The organism is Neofamilia massiliensis, from assembly GCF_001299475.1.
Lineage (GTDB): Bacteria > Bacillota > Clostridia > Tissierellales > Peptoniphilaceae > Neofamilia > Neofamilia massiliensis.
Genome location: NZ_CYUJ01000002.1, coordinates 240,664 through 254,869, shown reverse-complemented (window position 1 = coordinate 254,869; position 14,206 = coordinate 240,664). Strand labels below are relative to the sequence as shown.

Annotated in this window: 12 protein-coding genes; 2 read left to right on the top strand and 10 right to left on the bottom strand. The window is 35.3% G+C overall.

Features of this window, described 5'->3' with window-relative positions; genetic code table 11:
• Window positions 1–33: 33 nt before the first annotated feature.
• From BN2667_RS01140 to BN2667_RS01095, 10 genes are all read right to left on the bottom strand, one after another.
• The gene (locus BN2667_RS01140; RefSeq protein WP_054251509.1) at window positions 34–2,325 is read right to left on the bottom strand and encodes a DUF3160 domain-containing protein; all 2,292 of its coding nucleotides are present in this window, start codon (window positions 2,323–2,325) and stop codon (window positions 34–36) included.
• Window positions 2,316–2,927 (bottom strand): membrane lipoprotein lipid attachment site-containing protein, encoded by a 612-nt coding sequence (locus tag BN2667_RS01135; protein WP_075967846.1) that lies wholly within the window; start codon window positions 2,925–2,927, stop codon window positions 2,316–2,318. The genes BN2667_RS01140 and BN2667_RS01135 overlap by 10 nt, the downstream gene beginning before the upstream one ends.
• Window positions 2,928–3,035: 108 nt before the next feature.
• Window positions 3,036–4,457: an aspartate ammonia-lyase gene (locus BN2667_RS01130; protein ID WP_054251507.1), complete on the bottom strand. Its 1,422-nt coding sequence runs from the start codon at window positions 4,455–4,457 to the stop codon at window positions 3,036–3,038.
• A gap of 110 nt (window positions 4,458–4,567) precedes the next feature.
• Window positions 4,568–5,749 (bottom strand): cation diffusion facilitator family transporter, encoded by a 1,182-nt coding sequence (locus BN2667_RS01125; protein ID WP_054251506.1) that lies wholly within the window; start codon window positions 5,747–5,749, stop codon window positions 4,568–4,570.
• Window positions 5,746–7,290, bottom strand: coding sequence for a DUF896 domain-containing protein (locus BN2667_RS01120; protein WP_054251505.1), 1,545 nt, complete (start codon window positions 7,288–7,290; stop codon window positions 5,746–5,748). The genes BN2667_RS01125 and BN2667_RS01120 overlap by 4 nt, the downstream gene beginning before the upstream one ends.
• Before the next feature lie 14 nt (window positions 7,291–7,304).
• Window positions 7,305–8,585, bottom strand: a complete 1,281-nt coding sequence (locus tag BN2667_RS01115; RefSeq protein WP_054251504.1) for a glutamate--cysteine ligase — start codon at window positions 8,583–8,585, stop codon at window positions 7,305–7,307.
• A gap of 137 nt (window positions 8,586–8,722) precedes the next feature.
• A complete protein-coding gene (locus tag BN2667_RS01110) occupies window positions 8,723–9,268 on the bottom strand; it encodes a GNAT family N-acetyltransferase (protein WP_054251503.1) in 546 nt (181 codons plus the stop codon).
• Window positions 9,269–9,497: 229 nt separating this feature from the next.
• Window positions 9,498–9,977, bottom strand: a complete 480-nt coding sequence (locus BN2667_RS01105) for a hypothetical protein (RefSeq protein ID WP_054251502.1) — start codon at window positions 9,975–9,977, stop codon at window positions 9,498–9,500.
• 108 nt (window positions 9,978–10,085) lie between these two features.
• Entirely contained in the window at window positions 10,086–10,928 is an 843-nt protein-coding gene (locus BN2667_RS01100; RefSeq protein ID WP_054251501.1) for an amidohydrolase family protein, read from the bottom strand.
• A 149-nt stretch (window positions 10,929–11,077) separates the two neighbouring features.
• The gene (locus tag BN2667_RS01095) at window positions 11,078–12,730 is read right to left on the bottom strand and encodes a putative manganese-dependent inorganic diphosphatase (RefSeq protein WP_054251500.1); all 1,653 of its coding nucleotides are present in this window, start codon (window positions 12,728–12,730) and stop codon (window positions 11,078–11,080) included.
• 302 nt (window positions 12,731–13,032) lie between these two features.
• On the opposite strand from BN2667_RS01095, the gene queF reads away from it, so the two are divergent.
• Window positions 13,033–13,527 (top strand): preQ(1) synthase, encoded by a 495-nt coding sequence (queF, locus tag BN2667_RS01090; protein WP_054251499.1) that lies wholly within the window; start codon window positions 13,033–13,035, stop codon window positions 13,525–13,527.
• Between the two features lie 9 nt (window positions 13,528–13,536).
• A complete protein-coding gene (locus BN2667_RS01085) occupies window positions 13,537–14,187 on the top strand; it encodes a queuosine precursor transporter (RefSeq protein WP_054251498.1) in 651 nt (216 codons plus the stop codon).
• The last annotated feature ends 19 nt before the right edge of the window (window positions 14,188–14,206 follow it).

The window sequence follows — 14,206 nt, the reverse complement described above, 5'->3', positions numbered from 1 at the left end:
CCTGTCTTTTTAACAAGCTGCTTATAATTTATTTTACCATTCAAAGCCTTCTAGATTTCCTTCAAAGTCTTCTTTTGGTTCTTGGATTATATCCTTGTACCAATATGGCAATTCGCCTTCTTCGTTTTTCAAAAGTTGTCCTTGCCACTGTTCGTCTGTCATTCTTTGGTCAGATAAAAATTCGTAGTAGGAGAAGACTCCTCCTCTACCCATATAAAGTTTGCCTTCGTGTGGGTAGACTACATAAATTTCTGCTGGCCTGCCTGTTCCTAGTTGGGAAATTTTTCCTTCTTCTAGGCCAGTTGTGTTTTCAACAACTCTCATTAGGTCAACAACTACTGGCATCCTTCTGTCAGTTGGATTTTCAATTTCATACCAATATCTTAGGCCATATTCCTCTCCTTGGGCAAATTTTAGCATAATGCCTTCCATTTCCCCGCCGATATAATTTATTCTCTTAAAATCTTCTTCAGAAAGTGGAATGTTTTCTAATTCTTTTTTGGCTATGGCCCTTAGGTCTACTACCATGTCTTCAAAGTCTTCTAGCTTAAATTCTGTTTCTTCATTTAACATGTCCCTGTGCTTTAAATTAATTTTTGTAAATTCTAATAGCCAGGTTAATTTGTCTAAGAGTTCTATATTTGGTTCTACATAGCCCTTAGGAATTTCTACTGGTCCACCGCCGCCCATTTCTGCCATGGCTGACTTGCCATAGAGAACTGTATCGTGTTTTAATTCTGTATAAGAACCTAGAGCAGAAACTAAGTCTTTTAACTGCCAGGCTGAGTTGGTCATAAAGGATGGATAGCCTTCGCCATATTCATTTTTATAGGAAGATAACATCCATAGCCAGCCCCTATAAAGGTTTTTGTTCCAATCAGAGTCTGCCATTTCTTCAACTGCCTTTATGTTATCTGCTGTTCTTTCCTCGTACTTGTCCCAATAGCTGTTGTATGGATCAGCATCTTGGATCTCTTTTGCTTTTTTACTGCCAAAGGCGGTCATTAAATCAAGGCCTTGATAAATTGGTCTGTCTGATGGATGACCAGGTCCTTTAATGTCTACAACATTTTGCATTAGAGCTGTATCTATAACTGCCCTTTGTGGAATTAATCTAAAGGAGTAACCTAAAAAGCCTGCAATTTTTGGTGGCTCTTCTCTATTAATTAGTTCAAAGGCAACTTGGATTTTTTCGTCGTCAGCAAGGTCATTAAGGTCGACGTCTCTACCATAAACTGAATAGAAAATTCTTGCATACTCTCTAATGGATAAATCGTCTGTACTTTCTACTAAAAAGTCTATTGGGTCAACTAAGTCTGACCAAGCCTTATACAATTCTTCATTTGAAAAGATTGTATCAGTTAGCATAAAGGATTGGATTAGACCCTCTTTATTAATTGCACCACCGCTTTGTGCAAAGAAAGCTCCTTGGCCTGCATACATGGTGAATTTAAAGTATTTTTCTAAAGTCTCTTCTCTTGTGTAGTGGCCTCTTGGAATTAATTGTGAATAGTCTAGGTCTGAGCCTGTGATTTCTGATTTGCCAGGAGCTTGGCTTTCAATGTTTTTAAGCTCAGTATCAACTAGGTCCTTAACTTCTTCTGGAATATTTAAGTCTAAGCCCACAAGATTTCCTAAAACTCCTGCAAAGGCTAAATTTTTCTTGGCTGCTTCTTTAACTTCTTCATCTGTAACCATCTCATAGTTTTCTAAGCACTTGTCATAAAGTCCTTGGGCCAAGTTTTGGGCCTTTGGATAAAGTTCATTTTTTTCTAACTCTCTTAAAAAGTTATCATAAAAAATGTGGAAGATGTGAGTAAGAGAGTCTGAAGTTATAAAACTCGGTATGTTTTTGTATTCGTTGTTTTCGTAAATTTGATGGATTTGGTCATATTGAAATTCAACACTTGTGTTTCCTTCCCAAGTATAAGAGTTTGTTAGGGTCGGACTAATCATAAAGGCGTTTTCAACTAGGGCCTTTTTTTGGCCTTCAGTAAAGTTTCCAAAATAGGAAATATTTTCTATGTTGGAAAGATCGTCTGCAACTTTATAAGAGGAAATATTTGCCTTATAATTTTCCATGCTTAAATTTACGTCAACTAAGTCTTTCTTATAGGCATCTAAAAAACTTGTGTCTGCAAAGGCATAGGCCTTTAGCGGATCTTCTTTTTCTTTTTCTTCTTCTTCTATTTCTTGGCTTACTTCTGTTTCTGCTTCTTTAGGTTCTTTTGTACTTGTTTGGTCATCGATTTTTTTACAAGCTGTAAAAGATCCTAAAAGCAAAAGTAAACTAAGACTTAGGGCTAATTTTTTCTTTACTTCCATAGTATTTGACCTCCTTGTAAGTATAGGTTTTTTTCTTCTTCTCCTATTTGTATTCTTCCGTCTTTGTCTAAAAAGATTATTTTTTCTAAAAAATTTTCGCTGGTGTAGGGCCTGTCAAAGGAAAAATTGGTCCACTTGTAAGCCGCCAGCTGATAAGTTCCGTCTTTTAATTTTTCTAAGGCGATAATATTGTCCTGGCCGTTTTCGTCAATGTCTTTCATGATAAAATCTTCTAGAGGATTGTTAAGCCTTGAAATTCTAATTTTCGGCTGGAGTCTTTTCTTTTTATAGTCGATGTTGTAGAGAAAAACTCTTTTGGCCTTTTCTCTGTGGTGGGGACTTTCCTTGTAGACGCCAATGGCAAGTTCTAAATCGCCGCCATCTATATTACAAATTTCTATTTTCCAAGGATTCATTCCTTTAACATCAATTTTAAAATCCTGGTCCTTAGTTGTAATTTGGATTTTCTCTCCAAAAGTTTTATCTGTCCCAAGGACTTGGACTTTTAAATCTCCGCTCTCATCAAAGTCAATGACCCTTGTCTTTGAACATCCTGTTAAAATAAACATCAGAACCAACAAGCTTAAAATAATCTTTTTCATGTTTTAATTATATATTATTCTAAAGCAAAAAAGTTGCAAAAGAGTTAAAATTTTATAAAATAAAAAAAGCCTAAAAGCTCAAAGGCTCCTAGGCTTGATTTTAAATCTTTATTTGTTTAATAATTCTGCTGCTGAAATTCCTGGTTCAGTCATTCCCATTGGGTCAAGAATCTTATTTAAATCTTCTTCTGATAATAATCCAGATTCAAGGGCAAGTTCTCTTACTGGTCTGCCAGTTTTAATTGCCTTCTTAGCAATATTAGCTGCGTTTTCGTAGCCAACGTGAGGAACAATTGCTGTAATTACTCCAACAGAATTTTCTACTAAATGTTCCATTCTTTCAACATTTGCTTCTAGGCCTTCAACTAGGTTAACTCTTAAAGTGTACATAGCTCCTCTTAAAGCCTTTAAGGATTCAAACATCTTGTAGAATAAAACTGGTTCCATTACATTAAGTTCAAATTGGGCAGCTTCCATAGCCATTGTGATTGTCAAATCATTTCCTGCTACTAAGAAGGCTGTTTGGTTAGTAACTTCAGCTATAACTGGGTTTACCTTACCTGGCATAATTGAAGATCCTGCTTGTTTGGCTGGAAGATTAATTTCTCCAAGGCCAGTTCTTGGTCCTGATGCCATAAGTCTTAGGTCGTTGCACATTTTTGAAAGTGCCATGGCAAGGGCCTTTAAAATTCCAGAAACATAAACATAGGAGTCTGTTCCTTGAGTTCCGTCAACTAGGTTGTCAGTTTGAACAAGGTCAAGTCCAGTTACTTCAGCAAGCTTTGGAACAACTTGTTTTACATAGTTTTGGTCGGCGTTAAGGCCAGTTCCAACTGCAGTTGCTCCCATGTTCATTACGCTCATTGCAGCAATTGCTGATTCAATAAGGTCAACATTTCTCTTTACTGCATCTCTGTAGGCAGCAAATTCTTGGCCAAGTCTAATTGGAACAGCGTCTTGTAAGTGGGTCCTACCCATTTTTATATAAGAATCAAATTCTTTGGATTTTTTGTCTAAGGCGTCAACTAGTTTTCTACCTTCTTCTTCAACGTCTATTAAGTGTCTTAGGATTGCAATTTTTCCAGCTGATGGAAGGGAGTCGTTAGTTGATTGGCCAAAGTTTACATGGTCATTAGGATGAACAAGAGAATAGTCGCCTTTTTCTCCGCCAAGAATTTCTATGGCAAGGTTGGCAATAACTTCGTTTGTGTTCATGTTAAAAGATGTTCCAGCTCCACCTTGAACAGGGTCAACTATAAATTGGTCGTCATAGTCACCTGTAATAACTTTGTCAGCAGCTTCTGCAATTGCCTTTGCAATTTTTTCGTCCATTCTTCCAACTGCTGCATTTGTAAGAGCTGCTGCTTTTTTAACTTCTGCTGCTCCCCTAATCATATAAGAGTCCATGTGGGCTCCAGTTATTGGGAAGTTGTTTTTTCCTCTAAGGGCATGAACTCCATAATAAGCATCCTTTGGAACTTCCATTTCTCCAATAGAGTCATGTTCTAACCTAAATTTTGTTTTGTCCATTTTTTCCTCCATTAATCTTATATATTAGTAAAACATTTTCTTCGCCTATATTATAACCCATTGGCTAAAATTTTTTAAGGCTTCTTTAAGAAAATTTTTATAAACAAATTTTAGCTGGCGTAGTGTCTGTCTAAAATAATATTGTATTCTGAATCTTTAAAGTCTTGGTCCAAAAAGTCTTGTAATTTTTTAATTTTTGCATGTTCTTCTTCTAAGGAGACGATTTTTTCTCCATCGACAACTAGATGAGCAAGGACATGGGTCCTGCCATCTCTTTTTAAAACTGCTGGGTCGTGATAGGAAACTGCGGCCTCGTCGATTTTACAAAATTCATCTAAAAGCCTGCAAAGTTTTTTGTCTTCTACACCTTCAACAACATCGACGTCCATGTGAATGGTAAGGAGAATTCCAAAACGGTCTAAGACCTCGTGTTCAATTTCTGTAAAAATCCTGTGGAGGCTGACAATGTCAGAGTCCCTGTCTACAACGACGTCAATTGTTGCAAAAGAATTTCCGTGGCCAAAGTCATAGACTTGCAGGTCGTGGGTAGACTGAATGTACTTTCTATTTGAAAAAATTTCGTCAATGGCTGAGATAAATTCTTCATTAGGTCCACGGCCAACTAGGTCTGAAATTGTATCTTTAACTAGGTCGTAGCCAGATTTTAAAATAAAAACTGAAACTACTGCTCCGCCAATTGCATCTATTGGAAAACTTAAAAACTTAGATAAAATGTAGGAAACTAAAACTAAACTAGTAACTAAAACATCTCCTAGAGAATCTACAGAAGTTGCAATAAAGGTTGTTGAATTGATTTTCTTGCCAACTTTTTTGTAGAAGATAAACATCCAATACTTAACTGCAATTGAAAGAATTAAAACTACAAGTCCAATAAAATTTGTCTTTAAAGCTTTGGGATTAATTATTCCCTCAATTGAACTTTTAAATAAACTAGCTCCAACAAAAATAACGCCAAGAGAAACTATTAGTGTCGCCACATATTCAATACGTCCGTGGCCGTAGGGGTGGTCTTCGTCCTTGGCCTTGGCTGACATTCTTATGCCTACAAGGGAAACAATTGAAGAAAGGGTGTCTGTAAGATTGTTCATGGCGTCTGCAAAAACTGAAAGAGACCCAGTTACTAAACCAATTGTGGCCTTAAAGGCAGTTAAGGCTAAATTTAAAAATATGCCAATAAGGCCAGCAACAGACCCTAGCCTAGTTCTAATTATTGTGTCATTGTAGTTGGGATTTTTTCCAACTGCTAGGGCCAAAATTTTATCACTTATCATTTATCTTTTAAGTCCTTTAGTTTTTGTGGGGTCACATCTGTGCCTTCCTCGTCCACAACTTTTACGTTTTTCATTGAAGATTTAAAACCTGACCTAAATCTAAAAATATATTCTTTTCTAAGGTCTTCTCTCTCTAAGGTTTCTTCAGCAGTAAGCTGTCTTTCCTTAGCGATTTTAGCTAGTTCGTTAATCCTTGGAAGGATGTCGTCCATGTCCCTTTTAACTGCTAAAACTGTTGGCCCAGTAATGTAGTCAGTTAGGCCAGAGATAATATTTTCGTCACCAAGTCTAGTATAAAGGCCAGCAAACTTTTCGTTATAAGCAAAAATTCCAGTTGTGTTCATTAGTTCTTTTACATAAGGCTTTCCGTCTTCGTCAAAAAATATAAATGGAATGTCCATATCGTCTACAAAGTCTTGGTAGATAAAGTCCTGATCAAAGTCTCTTTCAATATTTTTTTCCCATTCTTCCTGGCTAAGGTCTAGGCCAACATAGACACCAGTTGAGGCATTTCTATCCATTGGCTTAATAATATAGGCATCCTTATCTTTTTTAAGTTTTTCTAAAACATTACGATCACCGCCTAAAATTCCCGTATAAGGAATGTGGTTTTTGACAAAATCATTTTCTTCGTCAGTTAACAAAGCCTTGGTCTCTTCGTCAAATAAAATCTTAAAGAAGATCTTGTTGTGAACAACTTGAGACTGAATTGAGCCAATGGTACAAACCTTTTGGTCCATGTAGGCGTCAATAAAGGCCTGGCACTCATCCTTGTAATTAATAAGTTCAAAGGTTACCAGCCTTCTGTAGATCAAGTCGATTTTATAGTCTTCATGGTAAAGGGCGCCATCTCTGTATTCTAAATTTCTAACATCGACAATTTCGCAGTTTAAACCAGCCCTTTCAAAGGCCCTTTTAAATTCTTTAAACTCATTTGATGAAGCTGACTCCATAACGTCCATAATGGCAACATTTGGATTTTTGTTATCAGGATCGTATTTAGAATAAAGTTCTAGACATTCAGCAACCCAAGAATCAAAAAGTTCATAGGTTGAAAGATTATAAGTCTTTGAGAAATCCTTTAGCCCCTTAGACTGGCTTAAAATTTTTCCTATAACCATGTCTTCGTTCATGGCAGAAGAGCCGTCAGTATTTATTTCACAAAACTTAAAGTTGTCCCTGCTGTCGTAGAAAATATCAAACCTGCCCATGGGAATTTCAACTCCATAGCCATTGTCAACTAAGATCATGTCTTCAATAAACTTTGGAAAGCCAAAGAGCTTTCTGTATTCTGGATTTGCAATATATTCCTTGGTCACCTTTTTTGAAATTCCAAGAATCATGTCTAAAATATATTGAAAATTTTCCTCGTCATGAGAATCTATAAAAAATGGTTGGTAGGTAAAGGGAACTGGCAGGCCCTTGTAATAGGCTGTAGAGTTCTTTACCATTTCCTTGGTCACTAAAAAGTCCTTGTAGTATTTTTCTGGGTCTGACTTAATTAGGTCAATGTATTCATTAATTATTTTACTTGCGTGCATTTTTCCTCCATCTCTTAGTCAATTGATATTTTATTAAAGGACACAGCTTTTTTTACATCTCCTGTTTCCTTATAAAGTTTTTCAGTCTTGTCATAGAAACTAGACTCAGTCATAATAAAGTCCTTAAGAGGATCTAAATATTTTCCCTCTTCGTCACTCAAGCCGTCTTTTGCCATATCAATTAAGGCTAAAGACCAGGCCTTTAATGACCTTTCCATAAAAATAGTTTCGTTGCCGTGGGTGTACATGTCCTTCCTAACTCTTTCCATATCTTCATAGTTGACATCGGCAAAAAGCTGGTACAGAGCATCTAAGTTCATTTGATTATAAAAAATTCCCTTGATCAAGGCAAAGACTGCCATATTATAAGGATAAGGAACAGCGTCCATAATTCTAATTTCAATATAGCCCTTTTGTCTAACATCTGGAAAGACCATGGTCATTAGATGTTCAATTTCTTCTTTAGTTGACTTGTCATCTAAAAATTCTCCAATAAGTCTATCGCCAACAGCTTGAAGTTTTCCATCAACGTAGGCAAAAATTGCTGGAGTCTTTAGTAAATACTCAGCATAGCCTTCATAAGAATTATTTTCAAAGACATTTTTTGCAATCCCTGACCTTGCTGGATCTGTATTTTCCCAAATCAAAGCCCTGATGTTGTGGTGGGTTGGCTTCCCTTCAAAGAAATAGCCATTGTCAAAAATTGAATACAAAATATTTGTAAGGACATTGGCTAAGAAAAACTTCTTCTTAAAATCATCTTCAGAAACATAGTCAATAGAAAGTTGTAAGCCAGCAGTTCCCTTCATCATATTGTGAGACATTGTTCCATGGTTTTTAAAATATTCAAACATAGAATCGTACCTGCTCTTAGGCAAAAGTTTAATCTCGTCAATTTTTGTAACAGGGTGGTAGGCAATTGCTAAAATGTCATAATCTTCCTCATCTAAAATCGGAAGAAGAATGGAGAAAAATCTCTTATAAGACTTTTCAATATCCATAACAGTGGCTTTTTTGTCAATAGAAAGTTCAACTTGGCCACCAGGTTCAGTTGCAATATTTAAATCATCAAGGTCCAGACCTAAAATATGGTCTCCCTCATACTCAGGAACAAAACCAGCATCCACAAGACGCTTAAAAATGTACTCAACTCCTCTGTCCCCATAATAAGAAACAGACTTATAAGTCTTTCTGTCAACAATAATATGTTCAAACTCCGGACCTAACATCAGGTCATCCTTAGTTTTCTCTTTACTTTTAAAATAGTTTACAAATAAATTTTTTCCTTTTTCCATAAGACACCTCTCATACTTTTATTTATACCCATATTAAATAGTTTTATTAAATTATAAGAGGAAAGAGCAAATGAAAAAGACTAGGAGGGTTTTGATCCTAGTCTTTAATGTGATATTGAATTTTTTCAATTAGTTTTTTAAATACTCTTCACCATTGTTATATCGCTATATGATCTTCCGTCTTTTAAAATTATGGCATTAGGACTTTGGCCTACTTGAATATAACCCATTTTATCATAGAGAGCCCTGCCTCTTTCATTGCCTGAGTAATAATCTAGCTCAAGCTGAGAGACTCCCAATTCCTTTGCATATGCTTCTAGACAAAGAAGTATCTTTTTTCCTATTCCCAAATTCCAAAATTCTTTCAAGACAGCGACAGCAATATTACCTCTATGGCGCATCTTCTTTTTTCTTAGTCTTTCAAGAGTTCCATTTGCTATAAGTCTTCCGTCCATTTCAACAACAAGCATAAGGATATCATCTGAATCATTAAAAGCCTTTATCATTTTTGCTTCGTCTTCAGCAGACATAGTTATTTCTTCTGGATAAGAATTTAAAAAATCAGATTCTCCCATAATGGTTTTTAAATATTCAACTGTTTCTGCAGCGTCCTTAACTTCAATCTCTCGAACTATGCAAACTCTTCCATCTTTTAGTTCGAAATTTTCTGCTGTAAATTTCATTTTATTCCTCACATAATTTCTAATCTCTGCTTCAATTTTCTATTTAACTTATTTTTATCTTACCTTATAAAACATCCATTTACAATATCCCAAAATTAAAAAAAGACGCCATCACGACGTCTTATTTTTTCTATGCTCCTTGGCTCTTTGCTGCTAAAGCTTTGGTCAAGGTTGGGATTACTTGTTTTTTTCTATAAAAATTATTTATGCTTTAATAAGTATTTGTCCTTTACTCAATGCTATCATTTTTTGTTATTTCCGATAAAATCAATTGTATTTGATAACTTTTTTCATTGTTATCTTTGTCTTTTGTAACAAGTTCAAAATACAGATTATTGTTTAAATCATCTTTTGAATTTATTATGCTATTTCCTGATATTCCACCTAAAGCATTTGGAGCATTAAGTGCTTCTCCAGTCATATCTTCTACACTATTTTTCATAATAACTTCCTTGCCTTTATCAGAAGCAGTATAAAATGTCGTTGTATATGATATTATATTTTTGAAAAAATTATCTGTTGTATTTAGTTTGCCCCCATCAAAGATTTCTTCTGAATCATGCAAAATAATAATACCATTAGAGACTGTAAAGTTTTCATTTTCCCCTTCAAATGAATATACTCTCAATTGATCTTTCTCAGTTGCATTACATCCTACCAACATCAACATTATAATTATAATAGTTGCGATATTTTTTATTTTCGCCATATTCAAACACCTCATTTATTCTTTTATCTTTTTGTAACTTTTATTGTATATCCAGTTTCACGCTCTATAGATGTTCTGCCAATATAATCAGCAAACATTAAATTTTAATCATTTCCCTATCATCTTTAATGCATTTGTCTTACAGATTTTCATGATTTCTTCCTGACTAAAATCCATACTATCTAGAATCTCAAAATAGCTATCATATATTTCTTCTGCTTTTAATATCCTATTATCTGGATAATCAGTTGCAAAAATCAGTCTTTCGACTCCAAATGATCGTAGAATATTGTTTGTTTGTTTTAAACCAAGTCGCTTAACTAAATCTGGAAGTACTGCAGAAATATTTGCATAAATATCGCTGCCAATCAATTCATTAAACTGAAATCCTCCTAGATGGGCTATTGAAACTCTTGCATTTGGATATTTCCTTAACATCTTTTTTATTCTTAGTGGCGAACATACATCATCTAATAGGGATTCTCTTGGGTATGAATGAATTTCTAAAAGAAGATTATTCTTTTCTGCATATTCGAAAATCTTATCATAATAAAGTCCATCTATTGGATAGCCTGTATTTGTTGGGTGAATTTTAATGCCAATAAAGTTTTCATTTTTAAAAACACGGTCAAATTCATTTAACGTTTCAAAAATATCTCTTCTAATGTCTATATCAGCAAAGCATAGGAATTTTCCTTCATATTCCTTGGCTATTTTTAGCAAGTTGTTATGAACTGCTTCAATTGTAAATTCCATTGAAAGCATATATGGATCATTAAATGGCATAATGAAGGCTTTTTCAATTTTATATTTCTCCATAAGATTTAAATAGTCTTTAGCGGATCCATTTACAATAAACTTTCCATCAAAATCACTATTTGCTTCTATAACATCATCTGGTGTCAGATGGATATGGGCATCAATCTTTGAAGTTTCTTTCCATTTACTCATTTAAATCTCCTGAAAATATTTTTTCTTACTTGCACTAATTATTTAAATTCTGTTTTTCTAATAAAGATTTAACTTTATCTTACCTTATATAAGGCCCACTTACAATATCCCAAAACTAAAAAAAGACGCCATCGCGACGTCTTATTTTTCTACGCTCCTTGGCCGTTTGCTGCTAAAGCTTTGGTCAGGGTTGGGATTACTTGTTTTTTCCTAGATAAAACTCCTGGGGCTGTAAAGGAGTTGTTTTTTAATTTTGCGCCAAATGCTGAGGCGATTTGTTCTTTGTAATAGCCTACTACTATTATTTCTGATGATTCTTCTAGGATGTCTGTAAATAATAATAGATAGGTTGAGACTTCTTTTTGGTCTACTGCTTCTTTCATTTCTGCTATTAGGTCTGCTTCTATTGTGCCTAGGTTGTCCTTGTCCATGGTAAAGACTTGGGCGACTTTTACTTTTTCGCCTTCGATGTTAAAGTCCTTTGTGTCTTGGGACAGAAGTTCTTTTGGGGTTTTTCCTTCAAGGGAAGTTCCTGCCCTAAACATTTGAGTTGCAAAGTCTTCTATGTCTATGCCTGCAATTTTTGCCATCCTGTCTAACATTCTTCTGTCTTCATCTGTTGTTGTTGGTGAACGTAGAAGAAGGGTGTCTGATATTATTGCTCCGCAGAGGATGCCTGCTATTTCTTTTGCTGGTGAAACTCCTTGTTCAAAGTACATCATGGATATTATTGTAGATGTTGATCCTACTGGAATATTTCTAAAAAATATTGGCTGTGAGGTTGAAACATTTGCCACCCTGTGGTGGTCGATTATTTCTATGATCTCTGCGTATTCCAAGTCTGGCACTGATTGGTTTCTCTCGTTGTGGTCAACTAAAATCAGTGGCTTTTTCTTATTTGAAAGCAAGTGGTATCTGGATATTGATCCGACAACTTGGTTTTTGTGGTCGATAATTGGATAGGACCTGTACCTGGTGTTTCCCATTATGTTTTCTATGTCGTCGACAAAGTCATCTATTTTAAATTCTACTAGGTCTGTTTTTGTCATTACATAAGAAACTGGAACTGCAAGTGGAAGTAACCTGGCTGCTAAAAATGAATCTAGCTCTGTTGTCAGTATTGTCACTCCGTGTTTTTTTGCAAGTTCAATGTTTTCTTTGGAGATGTGAGAGCCTACTGTTAAAATTAAAACCGAAACATTTTTAAGAATGGCATCTCTTTGGGCGTCTTCTCTGTTGCCGACAATTACTATGTCAGCTTCATCAATGTTGTCCTTGGCTTGTTCCATGGCATAAACTGCCATTCTTCCGTCTAAGGGCCTTGGGTCTTCTGGTTGATAGAGAATTTCTCCTCGCATGACTTCAACTATGTTGTCAATTGTGGCTTCAGATCTTCCTAAAATATTGTCGTCCCAAATATCCATATAGCCGTCTGTTAAATTTGATAGGGTAATTATTCCTAGAAGCTGGTCGCTTTCATCAACTACTTGTAAGGCTGAAATCTTTTCGTTTTTAATTATGTTAAGAGCCTTGCTCAAGGTTGTTGACGGCGCAATCCTATAAGGCGGATCGATATTTAAATCTTTGACTTGAGGTTTCATAGTCTCTTTTAAAAGAGGCGGCTCGATGCCAAAGTAATCTAAAATAAATTTTGTCTCCCTAGATAATTCTCCTAGGCGAATTGGTACAGCTTCAACCTTGCCTCGTCTGTTTTTTAAATCTGCATAGGCAATAGCAGCACAAATTGAATCTGAGTCAGGGTTTCTGTGGCCGCTTATATATACAATTTCCTTATTTTCCAAGGTACATTCTCCTTTTTAAATTAATAACTTGAACTATTATACCACAATTGTCAACTTTTAAAATGTCGGTGTCTTTAAGATTTTGTAATTTTCATCTTCCCTCCTTGAATATCATTTTAATTTAACTTATAATAGCAAGGACCGATAGTTCGTAACCATCCTATCGTAAAATAAAACTAGGGACTAATTGTAAAGAAAGCAAAGAGCCGAAAAGTTTTTTGGCATTTTTGTAGTTAATTTGGTTTCTAGAGAGATGTAATAAGCATCTCTTTTTTCTTTGCTCTTAGTCAGAAGGAGAATTTATGAGAAATGAAGAAAGATTAAAGGATGACCTTAGCCTTCTTGGCAACCAAGGGGTTAAATATCCTACAGATTATGACCCAAATGTTTTAGAGGCCTTTGACAACAAGCACCTTGACAATGACTATTTTGTAAAATTTAATTGTCCAGAGTTTACATCTCTGTGCCCTATTACTGGCCAGCCAGACTTTGCCACAATTTATATTTCCTATGTGCCAAATATAAAAATGGTTGAGTCTAAGTCTTTAAAGCTCTATCTCTTTTCATTTAGAAATCACGGAGACTTTCACGAAGACTGTATGAATATTATTATGAAGGACTTAATTAAGCTAATGGACCCAAAGTACATTGAAGTCTGGGGCAAGTTTACTCCTCGTGGCGGAATTTCCATTGACCCTTATTGCAATTATGGAATGAAGGGCACCAAGTGGGAACACCTAGCCTGGGAAAGATTAAAGCACCACGACCTCTACCCAGAAAAAGTAGACAATAGATAGGGGTTCATTATGGATTCATTAAAATTAAAAACTAAGGAAGAGAAAAAAATTTATTACAGGCTAATGCTTTGGTCTTTTTATGCTGTGGCAGTAATTATGAAAAATATTTTAGCAACTAAGACTTGGAAAATTGGATTTTTAACTGCGCCTGCTGCCTATATTTTTGAGCCAGTGACCTTTATTGCCCAAGATGTTGAGACAGAAACTCGGGGATACATTTCCGCAAAGCGAATGATCTACTGGGGCTTTTTTCTAAATCTCATTGTGGCCCTGGCCTGTCAAATTGCAATTGCCCTGCCTTATGCTTCTGCCCCTATTATCCAAGAGGCTTTTGAAATTATCTTAGGCAATGTTCCGAGAATTTTGTTTGCAAGTTTAACTGCCTATCTTATTGGTGGAACTTTAAATGTAAAAATTATGGCTAAGATGAAAGACAAGGGATCATCTTCACTCTTTTCAAGAGCGGTTGTCTCCACTATGGTCGGCCAGCTTGCTGACAATTTAATTTTTGCATCGCTTGCCTTCTTGGGAGTAATGGAAGTGACTCAAATTATTTATATGGCTTTTTCAATGACTCTTTTAGAGACAATTTATGAAATTATATTTTTCCCTTTGACTCGCCTTTATATAAGGAAGTTTAAAGAATTGGATATGGAATAAAAATAAGGTGAAGGATTTT

Bases quoted from the DNA above. Each gene is read 5' to 3' on its own strand.
- BN2667_RS01110 (WP_054251503.1), bottom strand. From the start codon at position 9,268: ATGAAATTTACAGCAGAAAATTTCGAACTAAAAGATGGAAGAGTTTGC.
- BN2667_RS01100 (WP_054251501.1), bottom strand. From the start codon at position 10,928: ATGAGTAAATGGAAAGAAACTTCAAAGATTGATGCCCATATCCATCTG.
- queF (WP_054251499.1), top strand. From the start codon at position 13,033: ATGAGAAATGAAGAAAGATTAAAGGATGACCTTAGCCTTCTTGGCAAC.
- BN2667_RS01135 (WP_075967846.1), bottom strand. From the start codon at position 2,927: ATGAAAAAGATTATTTTAAGCTTGTTGGTTCTGATGTTTATTTTAACA.
- BN2667_RS01105 (WP_054251502.1), bottom strand. From the start codon at position 9,977: ATGGCGAAAATAAAAAATATCGCAACTATTATAATTATAATGTTGATG.
- BN2667_RS01115 (WP_054251504.1), bottom strand. From the start codon at position 8,585: ATGGAAAAAGGAAAAAATTTATTTGTAAACTATTTTAAAAGTAAAGAG.
- BN2667_RS01140 (WP_054251509.1), bottom strand. From the start codon at position 2,325: ATGGAAGTAAAGAAAAAATTAGCCCTAAGTCTTAGTTTACTTTTGCTT.
- BN2667_RS01130 (WP_054251507.1), bottom strand. From the start codon at position 4,457: ATGGACAAAACAAAATTTAGGTTAGAACATGACTCTATTGGAGAAATG.
- BN2667_RS01120 (WP_054251505.1), bottom strand. From the start codon at position 7,290: ATGCACGCAAGTAAAATAATTAATGAATACATTGACCTAATTAAGTCA.
- BN2667_RS01085 (WP_054251498.1), top strand. From the start codon at position 13,537: ATGGATTCATTAAAATTAAAAACTAAGGAAGAGAAAAAAATTTATTAC.
- BN2667_RS01125 (WP_054251506.1), bottom strand. From the start codon at position 5,749: ATGATAAGTGATAAAATTTTGGCCCTAGCAGTTGGAAAAAATCCCAAC.